This is a genomic window from Streptomyces sp. NRRL S-1813, from assembly GCF_000719605.1.
In the GTDB taxonomy this organism is placed as follows: Bacteria; Actinomycetota; Actinomycetes; order Streptomycetales; family Streptomycetaceae; genus Streptomyces; species Streptomyces decoyicus.
Genome location: NZ_JOHB01000024.1, coordinates 166,686 through 181,134, shown reverse-complemented (window position 1 = coordinate 181,134; position 14,449 = coordinate 166,686). Strand labels below are relative to the sequence as shown.

Here is a 14,449-nt window from a genome sequence, read left to right as displayed (position 1 = left end):
CGCTGTGACGAGCGAGAATGCCAAGTGTGATCGTGGACAGCGCCATCTACCGGGACGGCCGCCGCGCCGAGTGTGCGACCGACTTCTCCCGTGCGCTGGAGGAGGCCCGGGCCAAGGGGGACGCTTTCCTGTGGCTGGGGATGCACGAGCCGACGGAGGAGGAGTTCGCTCTCGTCAGGAGCGAATTCGGGCTGCACCCGCTGGCCGTCGAGGACGCGCTCAAGGCGCATCAGCGGCCCAAGCTGGAGGTCTACGACGACTCGCTGTTCATGGTGCTGAAGCCGATCACCTACGACGACCGGGCCGACACGGTGACGGCGTCGGAGCTGATGGTCTTCGTGGGCGAAGCGTTCGTCGTCACCGTCCGGCACGGTGAGGCCAGCCCGCTGGCGGCGGTGCGGCACCGGCTGGAGGAGCACCCGGAGATCCTGCGGCACGGCCCGGGGGCGGTGCTGTACGCAGTCAGTGACGCGGTGGTGGACCACTACATCGAGGTGTCAGCCGAACTCCAGCTGGATCTGGAGGAGTTGGAGGCGGAGGTGTTCGCTCCGGTACGCGGCAGGGACACCAAGAACACCGCCGCCGAGATCTATGCGTTCAAGCGCGAGGTGCTCGAATTCCGCCGGGCGACCGGCCCGTTGGCGGAGCCGATGGCCCGCCTTCAGAATCCCGGGGTGCCGTTCGTGCACGACCACGCCCGGCCCTTCTTCCGCGACGTCGACGACCATCTGACCCGCGCCAACGAGTCGGTGGAGGGCCTGGACCGGCTGCTCTCGGACATCCTCTCCGCCCATCTGGCGCAGATGGGCGTACGCCAGAACGACGACATGCGCAAGATCTCGGCCTGGGCGGCGCTGGCGGCCGTACCGACCCTGATCGCCGGCATCTACGGCATGAACTTCGACTACATGCCGGAGCTGAAGTGGCATCTGGGCTATCCGACGGTGCTGCTGGTCATGGTCATCATCGAGGTGTCGCTGTACCGGCTGTTCAAGCGCCGCGGCTGGCTGTGACGCCACGGGGCCGGACGGCCGGAGGCGCCGGGCCGCCGGCCGGCCGGGCCTGCCGGAGGACTCAGGCGAACTCCGGCGCCGAGGTGGCCGGGCCGCCCAGCGGGTCCCGCCGCTCGGGCATCCGGAGGCTGACCATCCGCCGCCAGCCGCCCAGCCGCTCATAGCCGTACATCGCCCGGATCCCGGCGGTGAGCGCGCCGGATTTCGTCGTCGGCCACTTCAGGATGCGGCCCATGTGGTCCATCACGGCCAGGCTGACGTCCCGGTAGACGACGAGCTCGGCGTGCGCGCAGTCGTGCAGGATCCGCTGGATGGCCCGGCCGTGGCCGAGGCGGGCCAGCCGCAGCAGCTCCTCGTGGCAGTACGCGAGGTGGTTGTCCTCGTCGTGGGAGATCACCTTGATCGCCTTGCCCACCTCGGGGTGGTGGCCGAAGTGCTTGTTGAGCATCACCATCTGGTCGGCGGCGCGCTGTTCGGTGACCCGGCTGTGGGCGAGGTAGGTGATGATGTCGAGTTCGGTGAGCGGCTCGTCGCGGCGCAGCTTGTCGTGCGCCAGACCGATGCCCTGCCGCTCCAGCAGCGCGGTGTAGTCGGTCTCCCGGGGGACGTCGGTGGGCGTCAGGCCGCGCTTGCGCAGCAGGGCGTGGAAGATCCGGCCGTGCTTGTCCTCGTCGGCGCCGTGCCGGGTGACCTTGGGCGCCAGCTCGCGCATGGAGGCGGGCATGAGGGCGGCGATCCTGCCGTTCTCCCAGCCGCCCTGCGCCTCACCGCTGGCCGCGATGGAGCAGAACAGGCGGTAGGAGCCGTCGTTGTCGACGATCTCCTGGAACAGGCTTCGGGCCGAGAACATCTGCGCCACCTCCGAACGGACACACCCGTAAAGGAAAAGTCAAATGGGGTGTTCCGTCCGCGGCAACCGCAGCGGTGGCCCGTACGGCCGTTCGGGCGATATCTGTCCTGGTGGAAGGCGTAACCCGGGCACTCGTCACCGCGTTGTGCTGCGTGACGGCCGTGGCGGGGAGGATCCCCCGAGCCCCCACCACGGCCGCGGGCCTCGCCGGCCCGGCGCCGCGGGCGCCGGGCCGGGTGCGGGGCATCCGGGCAGGCTCCCCTGGAGGGCGCCGCTGCCTCCGTGACCCAGGCGTTTTCGTTTGGATCAGGCACGCGAGCCCGGCCTGATCCGTATCCAGAGGCCCTACGCCAGACCGGCGCGCTCCAGGGCCTCGGTACCGGCCCGCAGCGACGCCAGGCGGTCTTCCAGGGTGAAGCCCGCCGGGGCCAGCGTCAGGGTCGTCACTCCGGCCGCCGCGTAGGCCTGCATCCGCTCGGCGATCCGCTCCACGGAACCGAGCAGCGTGGTCTGGTCGATGAGCCGCTCCGGGATCGCCGCGGCGGCACCTTCCTTGTCGCCGGACAGGTACTTGCCCTGGATCTCGGCGGCTTCCTTCTCGTAGCCCATGCGTTGTGCGAGCTGGTTGTAGAAGTTCTGCTTCGGGCTGCCCATACCGCCGACGTACAGGGCGGTGTACGGACGGAACATGTCGGCCAGCGCGCTGACGTCCTTGTCCGCGCCGACGGCCAGCGGCAGCGTCGGACAGACGTCGAAGCCGTCCAGCGTCTTGCCCGCCTTCTCCCGGCCGGCCCGGAGGTGCGAGATCGCGGTCTCCTCCAGGTGGTCGGCCGAGGGGAAGATCAGCAGCGCGCCGTCGGCGATCTCGCCGGTCTGCTGGAGGTTCTTCGGGCCGATCGCGGCGATGTAGAGCGGGATGTGCTCGCGCTGCGGGTGGACGGTGAGCTTCAGCGGCTTGCCGGGGCCGTCGGGCAGCGGCAGCGTCCAGTGCTCGCCCTGGTAGGACAGCCGCTCGCGCGTCATGGCCTTGCGGACGATGTCCACGTACTCGCGGGTGCGCGCCAGCGGCTTGTCGAACTTGACGCCGTACCAGCCCTCGGAGACCTGCGGCCCCGAGACGCCCAGGCCGAGCCGGAAGCGGCCGCCGGAGAGCGAGTCCAGGGTCGCGGCCGTCATCGCGGTCATCGCGGGCGCACGCGCCGGGATCTGGAAGATCGCCGAACCGATGTCGATCCGCTCGGTCTGAGCCGCGACCCAGGAGAGCACGGTGGCGGCGTCGGAGCCATAGGCCTCCGCTGCCCAGCAGACGGAGTAGCCGAGGCGGTCGGCCTCCTGTGCCACCGCGAGATTGTCGGAGTCCATCCCGGCGCCCCAGTAGCCGAGGTTGATGCCAAGCCTCATGCCGCTCCCCTTACCCATCAGTAACGTCGCTGTTCCGGGGACTGTAGCGCGCACCCCCGCCGGTCGTCATCGGCGGGTTGTCCACAGGTCCCCTGTTCCCGGCTCATGGCCAGTAATCTCAAGGCCCATGGAGCAAAGGCACCTCGGCCGTACGGGTCTTCGCGTGTCCCGTCTCGGGCTCGGCACCCTGAACTGGGCCCGCGACACGGACGAGCAGGAAGCCGCCGACCAGCTCAAGGCGTTCTGGGAGGCCGGCGGCAGCCTCGTGGACACCGCCGACATCTACGCCGACGGCGGTGCCGAGTACCTCCTGGGCCGGCTGACGGAAGGGCTCGTTCCGCGCGAGGACCTGGTGATCGCGACCAAGGCCGGCAGCATCCTGGAGGCGGACCGCCGCGTCGACGGCTCCCGGCGCCATCTCCTGGCCGCCCTGGACGCCTCCCTGGCGCGGCTGGGCACCGACTACATCGACCTGTGGCAGCTGCACGCCTTTGATCCGCACACGCCGCTGGAGGAGACCCTGCACGCCCTCGACCTCGCCGTCACCAGCGGCCGGGCGCGCTATGTGGGGCTGTCGAACTTCTCCGGCTGGCAGCTCGCCAAGGCCGGCACCTGGCAGCTCGCGGCGCCCGGTGTGCGCAACCGGCTGGCGAGCACACAGATGGAGTACTCCCTGCTCCAGCGCGGCATCGAGCGGGAGGTGCTGCCCGCGGCGGTCGATCTCGGTATCGGTCTGCTGCCGTCGTCGCCGCTCGGCCGCGGCGTGCTGACCGCCAAGTACCGCCATGCCACTCCGGCCGACTCGCGGGGCGCCTCGGAGCATCTGGCGGCGTTCGTCGCGCCCTATCTCGACGAGACGGCGGGCCGGGTCGTCGAAGCGGTCAGCACCGCCGCCGACGGACTGGCCGTCACCCCGCTCCAGGTCGCGCTCTCCTGGGTACGCGACCGCCCCGGAGTCACCGCACCGATCCTGGGCGCCCGCACAGCGCAGCAGCTCAGAGCCGCATTGTCAGTGGAGACCCTTAGTCTTCCTGACGAGATCCGCCGGGCGCTGGACGATGTATCGGCTCCGGTGCACCACTACCCCGATCACGACTGGAGCACGCTGTGAGTACCGACCGCCTCGCCGGCGAAACCCCGCCCGAGCAGGAGGCCGCGCCCGGGACTGCGGATGCCCAGACACCCGAGGACACCGCGGCGCCGGGCGCGGACGCGTCGGCGCCGCAAGACTCCGCGGACCCGCGCGAGGACGTGACGACTCCGGAAGACTCCGCGAGCCCGGGTGAGGACGCAGCGGCTCCGGACGGCCCCGCGACGCCGGGCGCGGACGCGACGGTGAGCGAGCCGGCGCCCGCGGCTGCCGGAGACGAGGCCGGGACCCCGGACTCCGGTGCGGCGCAGCAGCCTTCGGTGTCCACGTCGGCCAAGGCGACGGCGGACGCGCTGGCGGCGGCCGTGCGGGCCGTGGAGAGCGGCGAGCGCGCGGCCGCTTCGTTCTTCAACGACGCCCCGCGCCCCGCCAAACCGGCCGCGCCCGCCGCCCCTTCCCCCAAGGACGCCCGGGACGGCGGCAGCACCCCGCAGGGCGGACCCACGGGCCCGGCCCCGGAAGTGGCCCGGCCGCGTGCCGCAGAGGAGGCCGGCGGTCCGGCCCGTCCTCCCGTCGCGGACGGCGGTGCCATGAACCCGGCCGGTGCAGCTGCCCCTGCCGGTCCGGCCCCCGCCGCCCGCCCCGCCATGACCACGGCCCCCGGGATCGAGGGCGTACGGCAGGTCCTCGCGGCGGGCGGCGCCCCGGAGACGCTGGCCGAGCCGGCCGCTGAGGCGCTCGGGGAGCGGGCGGCCGAGGCATTGAGCGAGGACCCCTGGCAGCTGCTCGGCGTGCCCGGGGTGCGCCCCGAGCAGGCCGACGGCTTTGCCCGGGCGCTGCTCGGCGCCGCTTGCGGGCCGGGCGATGAGCGGCGCGCCCAGGCGCTGGTCGGCTGGCTGCTGGAGCAGGCCGCCGTGGCCGGGCACTCCGCCCTGGAGGCAGCGGCGCTGCGTGCGGCGCTCGCCCAGCGCTCGGTGCCCGACCCCGATGAGGCCCTCCAGACCGCCATCGCGGACGGTGCCGTGCTGGTCTTCCAGGACGCGATCGAGGAACCGGGCCGCGCGCGTCCCGCCGCGGGTGACGACGAGGAGGAGCAGCCGGTCCGGATCCTGCTCGGCCTGGACCGGTTCGCGATGGCCGAGGAGAGCGTCGCCGACGGTCTGGCCCGGCTGCTGAACACCTTCGAAGCGGTGGCGGAGCCGGAGCAGGACACGGCGGCGGAGGCCGAGGAGCCCGGCGACGGAACGGCCGGTGCGCAGTCGGCGGCCGCCGAGAGCGGCCCGTCCGCCGAGAGCGCCGCCGCCTCCGAGGCCGGAACCGCCGGCGCCCTCGCCGACGCCGACGACACCCCGCACCGGCCCGTCCGCCCCTCCGCCGCCGCCTGGGAGGCCGCGGCGGCCGCCGCCTTGTCACCGTCGGCCGCGGAGCTCATTGGCGCCGCCGCACACAGCGGTCTGGTGGCACACACCGGCGCCGAGGCGGCCCGCGCCGAACCGGCCGCGCTGATCGCCGCGGCCCGCTCGCTGGGACTGCGGGCGTTCGGCGCCACGCACACCGAGAACGGCCGCCGACGCCTGGCCGCGCACCTCACCGCGAGCGCACCGGAATCCACTGCCGCCGGCTCCACGGATCCCGGCACGGCCGCGGTGACCGTCTCCGGCCTGCTGTCCGGGCAGCAGGGGCCGGGCCGGGACGCGGACGGTGCGCTCGCGCTCGATCTGCTGGTCGTACTGGACGCCCCGCAGCTGGATCTGGAGACCGCCGCGCTGCTCGTCGAGTCACTGACCGACGGGACCCGCCTGGTGCTCAGCGGCGACCCGGGCGTCCTGTGGTCCGCCGGTCCGGGCCGGCTGTTCGCCGATCTGCTCACGGCCCGCTTCTGCCCTCAGGTCGCCTCGCGTACCCCGGACTTCGGCCCGATCGGCGAGCTGGTGTCGGGCATCGGCATCGGTGAGCTGAGCCAGGTCGAGGCACCCGGCAAGGAAGTGGTGATCGTCCCGGTGCGGGATGCCGGCGAGGCGGTGCACCGCACCGTCCAGCTGGTCGCCGACTCCGTGCCCCGGGCGCTCGGTGTCCCCACGGACCGGACGCAGGTCATCACGGTCGGCCACGGCGGCGCGGCCGGCACCCGCGCGCTCAACGCCGCCCTCAAGGAGCGGCTCAACCCCGGCCCCGGCCGGTTCGGCGGTTTCGACCCCGGCGACCGCGTGGCCTACGCCCCGGCACCCGGCCGCACGGTCCCCGGCACGGTCACCGGCGCGGACGCGGCCGGACTGCATCTCGACTGCGACGGCTCCGCGACCGTGGTGCCGCGCGAGCAGGTCGGCGCGGGAGCCGTGCGCCACGGCTGGGCGCTCACCGCGCATCAGGCGGCCGGGACGCGCTGGCCCGCCGCGGTGGTCGTACTTCCCGGGGACGCCGCCGGCGGTCTGACCCGCGCCTGGGTCTACACGGCCTTCAGCCGCGGCGAGCAGCATCTGTCGGTGGTGCAGGGCGCCGACCAGGCGCTGCCCCGCGCGGTCGCCGAGGTGCCCGTCAAGGAGCGCACCACCCGGCTGCGCACTCTGCTCCAGCAGAGCGTGCAGAGCGCCGAGGAGCCCTCGGCGGCCGGCTGAGCCCGCCCCGCCCGCTCCCCCGCTCACGCAGCAATAGGCCGCTGTCCCGGCCCGTCGGCAGGTTTCTGCTGACGGGCCGGGACAGCGGCGTATGCGGTCAGGGTGCGACGACGGCGGGGCAGGAGCGCACCCCGGAGCGCGCTCACCGTTCGTGGTCGAGCGGCTCCAGCATGTCGTCGTCGCCCAGCTCCTCGTCGAAGACCGCGCTGACGTCGAAGCGGCACACCACCCGCTGCGGGTCTGCCTGGTCGAACGGCGCGGACAGCCACTCCCCCGGCTCGGCCGGGTCGTCGGCGGCCGCCACCCACAGGGTGGAGTCGCCCTCCTCCAGGCCGAATTCCTTGTGCCGGGAGGCGATCTCGTCCGGTTCGAACTCCCCGAAGAGCACACCGAGCGCGGCATGCACGCTGGTGCCGACGACCGCGGCGGCATCGGCCCCGCTGCCCGCCGCCTCGTCGGCGGCGTCCGGATCAAGATCGGCGATGCGCTGGGCCTGGTGCAGCAGCCGCTGCGGTTCGGCAACGGTGTAATCGCGCCGGATCAGCACGCTCAGCGCGCTCGGTTCCTCCGGACCCGCGTAGGCGGGCAGCGCGTCGTTCCCGGGGATCTCGAAGGGGGTGACCTCGTCGTAGGTGTCGTACAGCAACTCGTCATAGACCTCAGCCGCCGCGGCGAGCTCGTCGAACGCGGCGTAGACGGCCGGGTCATCCTGCCCCGAGCGGCGTTCGACCGCGTCGAGGTGACGGTCCAGCGCGGCTTTGACCGCCTCGGCGGCGGCACGTACCTCGGCAGCGGAAGGCTGCGCAGCATCAGACATAGTGCAGACGCTATCCGTACCGGGGCCGGTCCCGCACAATAGATGCGATGCCGGAATACGAATTCTGCGATGTGTACGTGCCCCGGGGAGTCTCCCGGAAGGCCGCCACACGCCTGCTGACCGACCATGCCGAGTACGGACACTGGGAGTTGGACCGACTGCGCCTGAACCCGGACGGCAGCCGCAAGGTGCGGCTGCGCCGCCGGATCATCCGCCAGCTCCGCGCCACCTGGTGAGCGCCACCAGCGCCTGAACACGGCAGAGCGGGCCCCGCTCTCGGCAGGGCCCGCTCCGTGGAGCGCCAGTGCGCTAACTGCTGCTGATCACCGGCGTGCGGCGCGCGCCTTGCGGTAGAGCAGGGCGCCCCCGAGCAGCATTCCGGCGCTGGCCGGGACCGCATAGCCGATCGACCCCGCACCGGTCTGCGCGAGGTGCCCGACGGGCTTGGCGGGCGTCACCTGCTGGCTGTGCCCCCCGGTCTGCGGCTTCGTACCCGGCTTGTGCGGGGTCTGCTGGCTCGGGTTGCCCGGCTGGTGGGGCTTGCCGGGCTGGTGCGGCTTGCTCGGGTGGTGCGGCTTCCCCGGGTGGTGGGGCCTGCCCGGGTGATGCGGCTTCCCCGGGTGGTGGGGCCTGCCCGGGGTGTGCGACGACCCGTTGGCGCAGTGGTTGCCGAAGGCCGGGTTCAGCAGCCCGCCCCCCGAGACATTGTTGCCGCAGGCATTCACCGGTACGTCGACCGGAGCCTGGACATTGTTGCCCGACACAACACCTGGAGAGTTCGAGGTGCTGCCGGCGGCGCCGGCACCCGTGTGCCCGCCCTGGTTGTGGTGACCGGCGTGGTGCCCGCCGCCACCGACGTTGGCGCAGCGGTTGCCGAACGCGGGGTTCAGCAGCCCGACGACATTGACGGTGTTGCCGCAGGCGTTCACCGGAACGTGAACCGGTACCTGAACATTGTTGCCGGATCCCACGCCGGGCGAGTTTGCCGCGCCTCCGGCGGCTCCCGCGTCGGCCTGTGCATAGCCGGCGGCCAGGGCGAGTACGCCACTGGCGGCCGCCATGGTGATCAGGCCCTTTCGTGCGACCTGTCTCATAGGTTGTTCCCCTGCCTAGTGCCTTACAGGAATACGGGCAAGTGGCGTGGAAGATCCACCCGCCCGCCGAATACCCAGCGGCTCCGGAATGCATGGCACGCCTTCCGGAGCTGGGCTGAGTCAGACCCTTACGGATGCAAATACAACGCCAAAGGACGCCGGAAGGTCACTTGTTGACGCAGCCCGCACCGAACGCGGGGTTCAGCAGCCCGATCACGGAGACCGTGTTGCCACAGGCGTTCACCGGAACGTGGACCGGCACCTGGATGGTGTTACCGGAAACCACACCAGCGGAGTTCAGGGACGCGCCCTGGGCACCCGAGTCGGCAACGGCCAGGCCCGCACCGGCGAGCACGACACCGCCGGCAACTGCCGCAGCGGCGACGATCTTCTTGATCATTATTCCTCCTTGTAGGCAATACGATCCCAGCCGCGGACCGCACTCACTGCAACGAGGAAAATGCTGTTGAAGCTACGAACACATCGGCCCGTTCACTCTTTTCAGCGAAGGCAGCGCGAAAGGCAGGAAATCCGCGCCGAATTCAGCTCTGGTCGATGAACCGATCGAGCACCCGCACCCCGAACTTCAGTCCGTCCACCGGCACCCGCTCGTCCACACCATGGAACATCCCTGCGAAGTCCAGCTCCGGCGGCAACTTCAGCGGGGCGAACCCGAATCCGCGGATCCCGAGGTCGTCGAAGGACTTGGCATCCGTGCCGGCCGAGAGCATGTACGGCACGGCGCGTGCGATCGGGTCCTCGGCCTGTAGCGCCGACTGCATCGCGTCGACCAGCGCACCGTCGAAGGTGGTCTCCAGCGCCTTGTCCGCGTGGACGTCCTCGCGCTTGACGCGGGGGCCCAGGATCCGGTCCAGGTCGGCCAGGAACTCCTCCTCGTGTCCCGGCAGGAAGCGGCCGTCGACATGCGCGGTGGCCTGCCCCGGGATGACGTTGACTTTGTAGCCGGCGCCCAGCTGGGTGGGGTTGGCGGTGTTCTTGAGCGAGGCGCCGATCAGCTTGGCGATACCGCCGAGCTTGGCCAGCGTGGCGTCCATGTTCTCCGGGTCGAGCTCGGTGCCCAGCGCGTCCCCGAGCTGGTCGAGGAAGGACCGCAGCGTCTTGGTCACCCGCACCGGGAACTCGTGCCGGCCCAACCGCCCGACCGCCTCGGACAGTTCGGTGATGGCGTTGTCCTTGTGGATCATCGAACCGTGTCCGGCGTTGCCGTCCACGGTCAGCTTCATCCAGTGCATGCCCTTCTGGGCCGTCTCGATGAGGTAGAGCCGCACCTGCTCGTTGACGGTGAAGGAGAAGCCGCCGACCTCGCTGATCGCCTCCGTGACGCCCTCGAAGAGGTGCGGGTGGTGGTCGACGAGGTAGCGCGCGCCGTAGGTGCCGCCCGCCTCCTCGTCCGCGAGGAACGCCAGCACGATGTCGCGCGGCGGCTTGCGGCCGCTGCGCAGCCGGTCACGGACGACGGCCAGCGTCATCGCGTCCATGTCCTTCATGTCGACCGCGCCCCGGCCCCAGAGGCAGCCGTCGGCGATCTCGCCGGAGAAGGGGTGATGGGTCCAGTCGTCGGCGTTGGCCGGCACGACGTCGGTGTGCCCGTGGATCAGCAGTCCGGGCCGCGAGCGGTCCTCGCCCTCGATGCGGGCGACGGTCGAGGCGCGGCCCTTGTGGGACTCGAAGATCTGCGGCTCGAGTCCGACCTCGGCGAGCTTCTCCGCGACGTACTCGGCGGCGGCCCGCTCTCCCGGGCCGGAGTGATCTCCGTAGTTGCTGGTGTCCATCCTGATCAGATCCCGGCACAGGTCGACGACCTCGTCCTCGCCGGTGACCGTGCGCGGCTGCTGCGACTCGCTCATGCCGACACCTCGCTTCGCTCGGCCCCGCATTCGCAGGGCTCGCACCTCTCCATGGTTCGCTCGCGGGGCTCGCTCATGCCGACACCTCGCTTCGCTCGGCCCCGCATTCGCAGGGCTCGCACCTCTCCATGGTTCGCTCGCGGGGCTCGCTCACAGTGCCTCCTCCGGGTTCACGGCCGCATCGCGCGCCCTGAGGAGCACGGCCCGCGGCGGGGTCCATCGCCATCCTCCACCCGGCACCCGCTGTGCCCAAGGCCGCAATACTCCCGACACGCCCTGGTCACAGCCCCGCATCCGGCCGAATGTGCGGGTGATCGACCACCCGCGAAGGTTTGCTATTGTTTTCCACGTCGGAACGGCCCAGGCCGCACCGGCAGACACCTTGTCCGGGTGGCGGAATGGCAGACGCGCTAGCTTGAGGTGCTAGTGCCCTTTATCGGGCGTGGGGGTTCAAGTCCCCCCTCGGACACCATCACCAAGCAGAAGGTGCCGGCTGAGCTTCAGCCGGCACCTTTTGCGTTTCCTGTCGCGGGCGGTGTGCGGCAGCCGGGGTGCCGGACCTCAGCTGTGTCGGTGATCACTCCACGCTCTCCCGTGCGCGCGGGCCGGGCGCCGCGGCCCGGCCCGCGCATTGCGCGGCGCGGCCGAGCTGGGGTTTTCTTGCCGGGTGAGACGCAGATCCCCCCTTCCTCCCGCACCGCTGCCCCAGCGTGACGGGATCGATCCCGTACGGGTGCGGCTGCCCGCCGATCCGGACGGGGCGTGGGGCACGGTCCGGGATCATCTGGTGGACCGGTTCCAGGGGGCGATCGGGGCGCAGCGGGTGGACGCGATGCTGGGTGCGGGGCGGTTCGTCGGGACGGGCGGGGCGCTGAGCGGGGGTGAGCCGTACGAGCCGGGGCGGTATGTCTGGTTCCACCGGGACTTCGTGCCGGAGGTGCCGGTGCCGTTCGAGGTGGAGATCGTCCATCGTGACGAGCGGATCGTGATCGCCGACAAACCGCACTTCCTCGCCACGACTCCGCGCGGGCGGCACATCACCGAGACCGCGCTGGCCCGGCTGCGCCGCGACCTGTCGCTGCCCGCGCTTCAGCCCGCGCACCGGCTCGACCGGCTGACGGCGGGGCTGGCGCTGTTCGTCGTACGGCCCGAGGACCGGGGCGCGTACCAGGGTCTGTTCGGTGGCCGGCAGGTGCGCAAGGAGTACGAGGCGGTGGCGCCGTACGACGGGAAGGCGGCGTTGCCGGTGACCGTGCGCAGCCGGATCGTGAAGGAGCGCGGGGTGATGGCCGCGCGCGAGGAGGCCGGGGCGCCGAACGCGGAGAGCCGGATCGAGCTGGCCGAACGGCGGGGCGGGCTCGGGCGGTACCGGCTGCTGCCCGCCACCGGCCGCACCCACCAGCTGCGGGTTCATATGAACGGCCTCGGGCTGCCGATCCTCAACGATCCGGTCTATCCGGTCGTCGGGGACCCGGCCCCCGACGACTTCACCGCGCCGCTCCAACTGCTGGCGAAGGTACTGGAGTTCACCGATCCGGTGGACGGACGGACGCGGCGGTTCGAGAGCGGGCGGCGGCTGGCGGGGTGGGCCCGGGACCCGATGGCGTGATCGTGGGGCCTGGGAGGTGTCTTTCGGATCAGGGCGGGCTCGTGGGGCCTGATCCGAAAGACACCCCCTGGGTGCGGGGTGCCACTTATGCTGGCCGCTCGGACGGGTTCACGGACGGCGGCGGGGGCGGCGGTGCGCGTACGGATCGGGGTCGAGCAGGACACGGAGAGCGGTGAGGCGGCGCAGTCGCTGTACACGTGGCTGAGCGGTGATCCCGAGGTCCTCGCGGGAACCGGGCTGTCGCCGGTGCGGCGGGCCGAGGCGCCCGGGCCCATGGGGCCGGTCCTGGAGGCCGTCGAGGCGGTGTTCGACAGTGGGGTGCAGCTGGCCTCGCTGGTGGTGGCGGTGGCGAGCTGGCGCAGCACCCGGCCGCGCGCCGACCGCGTCCACATCGAACGCGCGGGGGTCAGGGTGACGGTCGGCGGCGGGGATCCCGAGGCCGTCGCGCGGGTGCTGCGGGCGCTCGGCGAGGGCGGCGCACCGGAGGCGGGGAGCGGAGCGGGCGGCACCCCGGAGGCCGGGCGCGGTGAGGGCGACGCGGCGCCGGCGGACCGGCCCGGCCGACAGGACTAGTGCGTTGGCGGGAGCGCTGTCCGACCCGTCCCGTTCCCGTGCCGTCCTGATCGGTACGGATGCGTATACGGAGCTGGACGACATCCCCGCGGTGGCGAACAACATCGGCCGGCTGCGGGAGTTGCTGGGTGATCCGGCGGTCTGGGGGCTGGCGGACGAGCGGTGCAGCGTACTGCGGCAGCCGTCCCGGCAGACGGTCCTGGACACGGTGTTCGACGCCGCCGCCGAGGCGACCGACACCATGGTGCTGTACTACGCGGGCCATGGCCTGGTCCACCCGCAGTCAGGGGAGCTCCACCTCGCGCTGCCCGGGTCGCACCCGGACCGGCCGCACACGGCGCTGCGTTACGAGGAGCTGCGCTCGATCCTGCTCTCCCCGGCGGGCGGGCGTCCCTCGGCCCGGCGCAAGGTGGTCGTTCTGGACTGCTGCTGGAGCGGTCGGGCGCTGGGCGGTCTCATGCACGGCGGGGACCTCGTGCCCGGGGTCGCCGTCGAGGGCGCCTTCGTGCTGACCGCCACCGCGGCGACTCGTCAGGCGCTGGCCCCGCCCGGAGAGACCTACACCGCTTTCACCGGTGAGCTGATCCGTCTGCTGGACGCCGGGGTGCCGGGGCGGCCTGCGCTGCTGAGCATGTCGGCGCTCTTCGAGGAGCTGACCGCGGCGCTCGTCGCGAAGTCCCGGCCGCTGCCCCAGCAGAGCAACCGCAACTCCGCCGGGCAGATCTGTCTCTTCCGTAATCGTGCCGGGGAGGCGGGGGCAGGCACGGACGCTCCGTCCGCCGGCGGGGGCGGTCCGCCGGAGGGCGCGGTGCCGCGGGCGGCTGAGCGTCATGCCGGGGCGCCGGCATGCCGTACGGCACCGTTGCCCCCGGTGGAGCTGCCGGACGAGGAAGCGCCTTCGTGGCCGGAACTGGCAACGGTGGCGCTGACGGAGACCACGACGGTGCGGCTGGGCCGGTATCCGGTGACGCACGCCCAGTTCCGTGCGTTCCTCTGCGATCCGGACAACGCGCACTGGCGCCCGGAGGCCGCGCGGGCGGCGGGAACGCACGTGGACGACAACTATCTGCGCGGCTGGCACGGCCTGGACTTTCCGGTGGGGCGCGGCGGCCATCCCGTGGTGGCGGTGAGCTTTCCCGCCGCCCGCGCCTACGCGGCCTGGGCGGGCCGCCGGCTGGGGGTCGCGCTGCGGCTGCCGACCGTGACGGAGTGGGCGCTGGCGGCACGGGCCGGGCGGACCGGGGAGTGGTGGCGTGAGGACATCGCCGCGGGCCGGGTCAACTTCCGTGGCAGTCATGCCGCGTTGGCCACGGTCGGGGAATTCCCACCGAACCCGTACAACATCGGCGATCTGCTCGGTAACGTCTGGGACATCTGCGTGGACGACACGGGTGCACCGGTGCTGCGCGGCGGGGCGTATGACACTCCCGCGGCGCGGCTGCGGGAGGAACTGTCGCCACGGTCACCGGTCGAGTGCCGCGGGAACGTCGGATTCCGGTGTGCCGGCGACAGGTGACGA

13 protein-coding genes and 1 tRNA gene are annotated in these 14,449 nt (G+C 72.2%); 8 read left to right on the top strand and 6 right to left on the bottom strand.

Annotated elements, in window-relative coordinates; translation table 11 throughout:
• Window positions 1–17 precede the first annotated feature (17 nt).
• Window positions 18–1,013, top strand: coding sequence for a magnesium/cobalt transporter CorA (corA, locus tag IF67_RS0128160; protein WP_030990330.1), 996 nt, complete (start codon window positions 18–20; stop codon window positions 1,011–1,013).
• 61 nt (window positions 1,014–1,074) lie between these two features.
• Here the strand turns inward: corA and IF67_RS0128155 are convergent, their stop codons facing one another.
• Entirely contained in the window at window positions 1,075–1,863 is a 789-nt protein-coding gene (locus IF67_RS0128155) for a hypothetical protein (protein ID WP_030990329.1), read from the bottom strand.
• Between the two features lie 345 nt (window positions 1,864–2,208).
• Window positions 2,209–3,264 carry an LLM class F420-dependent oxidoreductase gene (locus IF67_RS0128150; RefSeq protein WP_030990328.1) on the bottom strand — a complete coding sequence of 352 codons (1,056 nt, stop codon included), beginning with the start codon at window positions 3,262–3,264 and terminating at the stop codon, window positions 2,209–2,211.
• Between the two features lie 127 nt (window positions 3,265–3,391).
• Here IF67_RS0128150 and IF67_RS0128145 point away from each other — a divergent pair, with 127 nt between their 5' ends.
• Both IF67_RS0128145 and IF67_RS0128140 read left to right on the top strand, forming a co-directional pair.
• Window positions 3,392–4,375 (top strand): aldo/keto reductase, encoded by a 984-nt coding sequence (locus IF67_RS0128145; protein ID WP_030990326.1) that lies wholly within the window; start codon window positions 3,392–3,394, stop codon window positions 4,373–4,375.
• Complete coding sequence (locus tag IF67_RS0128140; protein WP_030990324.1) at window positions 4,372–6,969, top strand: helix-hairpin-helix domain-containing protein; 2,598 nt, start codon at window positions 4,372–4,374, stop codon at window positions 6,967–6,969. Before IF67_RS0128145 ends, IF67_RS0128140 begins: the two co-directional genes overlap by 4 nt.
• 142 nt (window positions 6,970–7,111) lie before the next feature.
• Here IF67_RS0128140 and IF67_RS0128135 read toward each other — a convergent pair whose 3' ends face one another.
• Entirely contained in the window at window positions 7,112–7,786 is a 675-nt protein-coding gene (locus tag IF67_RS0128135) for a hypothetical protein (protein WP_030990322.1), read from the bottom strand.
• 47 nt (window positions 7,787–7,833) lie between these two features.
• Here IF67_RS0128135 and IF67_RS0128130 point away from each other — a divergent pair, with 47 nt between their 5' ends.
• Complete coding sequence (locus IF67_RS0128130) at window positions 7,834–8,022, top strand: DUF5703 family protein (RefSeq protein WP_006607658.1); 189 nt, start codon at window positions 7,834–7,836, stop codon at window positions 8,020–8,022.
• A gap of 87 nt (window positions 8,023–8,109) precedes the next feature.
• Here IF67_RS0128130 and IF67_RS46035 read toward each other — a convergent pair whose 3' ends face one another.
• The 3 genes from IF67_RS46035 to IF67_RS0128115 all read right to left on the bottom strand — a co-directional run bounded on the left by IF67_RS46035 (window position 8,110) and on the right by IF67_RS0128115 (window position 10,748).
• A complete protein-coding gene (locus tag IF67_RS46035; protein WP_030990320.1) occupies window positions 8,110–8,880 on the bottom strand; it encodes a chaplin in 771 nt (256 codons plus the stop codon).
• Between the two features lie 166 nt (window positions 8,881–9,046).
• The gene (locus IF67_RS0128120; RefSeq protein ID WP_030990319.1) at window positions 9,047–9,280 is read right to left on the bottom strand and encodes a chaplin; all 234 of its coding nucleotides are present in this window, start codon (window positions 9,278–9,280) and stop codon (window positions 9,047–9,049) included.
• 142 nt (window positions 9,281–9,422) lie between these two features.
• Window positions 9,423–10,748 carry a M20/M25/M40 family metallo-hydrolase gene (locus IF67_RS0128115; RefSeq protein ID WP_030990317.1) on the bottom strand — a complete coding sequence of 442 codons (1,326 nt, stop codon included), beginning with the start codon at window positions 10,746–10,748 and terminating at the stop codon, window positions 9,423–9,425.
• 384 nt (window positions 10,749–11,132) lie between these two features.
• On the opposite strand from IF67_RS0128115, the gene IF67_RS0128110 reads away from it, so the two are divergent.
• The 4 genes from IF67_RS0128110 to IF67_RS40470 all read left to right on the top strand — a co-directional run bounded on the left by IF67_RS0128110 (window position 11,133) and on the right by IF67_RS40470 (window position 14,446).
• A tRNA-Leu gene (locus IF67_RS0128110) sits at window positions 11,133–11,220 on the top strand.
• Window positions 11,221–11,415: 195 nt separating this feature from the next.
• Window positions 11,416–12,357 carry a pseudouridine synthase gene (locus IF67_RS0128105; RefSeq protein WP_030990315.1) on the top strand — a complete coding sequence of 314 codons (942 nt, stop codon included), beginning with the start codon at window positions 11,416–11,418 and terminating at the stop codon, window positions 12,355–12,357.
• An 87-nt stretch (window positions 12,358–12,444) separates the two neighbouring features.
• Window positions 12,445–12,930, top strand: coding sequence for an effector-associated constant component EACC1 (locus IF67_RS0128100; RefSeq protein ID WP_158713175.1), 486 nt, complete (start codon window positions 12,445–12,447; stop codon window positions 12,928–12,930).
• Window positions 12,931–12,934: 4 nt separating this feature from the next.
• Window positions 12,935–14,446 (top strand): caspase, EACC1-associated type, encoded by a 1,512-nt coding sequence (locus IF67_RS40470; RefSeq protein ID WP_051818681.1) that lies wholly within the window; start codon window positions 12,935–12,937, stop codon window positions 14,444–14,446.
• The last annotated feature ends 3 nt before the right edge of the window (window positions 14,447–14,449 follow it).

What these genes read in the sequence shown, in the direction of transcription:
- IF67_RS0128145 (WP_030990326.1), top strand. Translation starts at nt 3,392, where the DNA reads ATGGAGCAAAGGCACCTCGGCCGTACGGGTCTTCGCGTGTCCCGTCTC.
- IF67_RS0128155 (WP_030990329.1), bottom strand. Translation starts at nt 1,863, where the DNA reads ATGTTCTCGGCCCGAAGCCTGTTCCAGGAGATCGTCGACAACGACGGC.
- IF67_RS0128100 (WP_158713175.1), top strand. Translation starts at nt 12,445, where the DNA reads ATGCTGGCCGCTCGGACGGGTTCACGGACGGCGGCGGGGGCGGCGGTG.
- IF67_RS0128120 (WP_030990319.1), bottom strand. Translation starts at nt 9,280, where the DNA reads ATGATCAAGAAGATCGTCGCCGCTGCGGCAGTTGCCGGCGGTGTCGTG.
- corA (WP_030990330.1), top strand. Translation starts at nt 18, where the DNA reads ATGCCAAGTGTGATCGTGGACAGCGCCATCTACCGGGACGGCCGCCGC.
- IF67_RS0128115 (WP_030990317.1), bottom strand. Translation starts at nt 10,748, where the DNA reads ATGAGCGAGTCGCAGCAGCCGCGCACGGTCACCGGCGAGGACGAGGTC.
- IF67_RS0128130 (WP_006607658.1), top strand. Translation starts at nt 7,834, where the DNA reads ATGCCGGAATACGAATTCTGCGATGTGTACGTGCCCCGGGGAGTCTCC.
- IF67_RS46035 (WP_030990320.1), bottom strand. Translation starts at nt 8,880, where the DNA reads ATGAGACAGGTCGCACGAAAGGGCCTGATCACCATGGCGGCCGCCAGT.
- IF67_RS0128150 (WP_030990328.1), bottom strand. Translation starts at nt 3,264, where the DNA reads ATGAGGCTTGGCATCAACCTCGGCTACTGGGGCGCCGGGATGGACTCC.
- IF67_RS0128135 (WP_030990322.1), bottom strand. Translation starts at nt 7,786, where the DNA reads ATGTCTGATGCTGCGCAGCCTTCCGCTGCCGAGGTACGTGCCGCCGCC.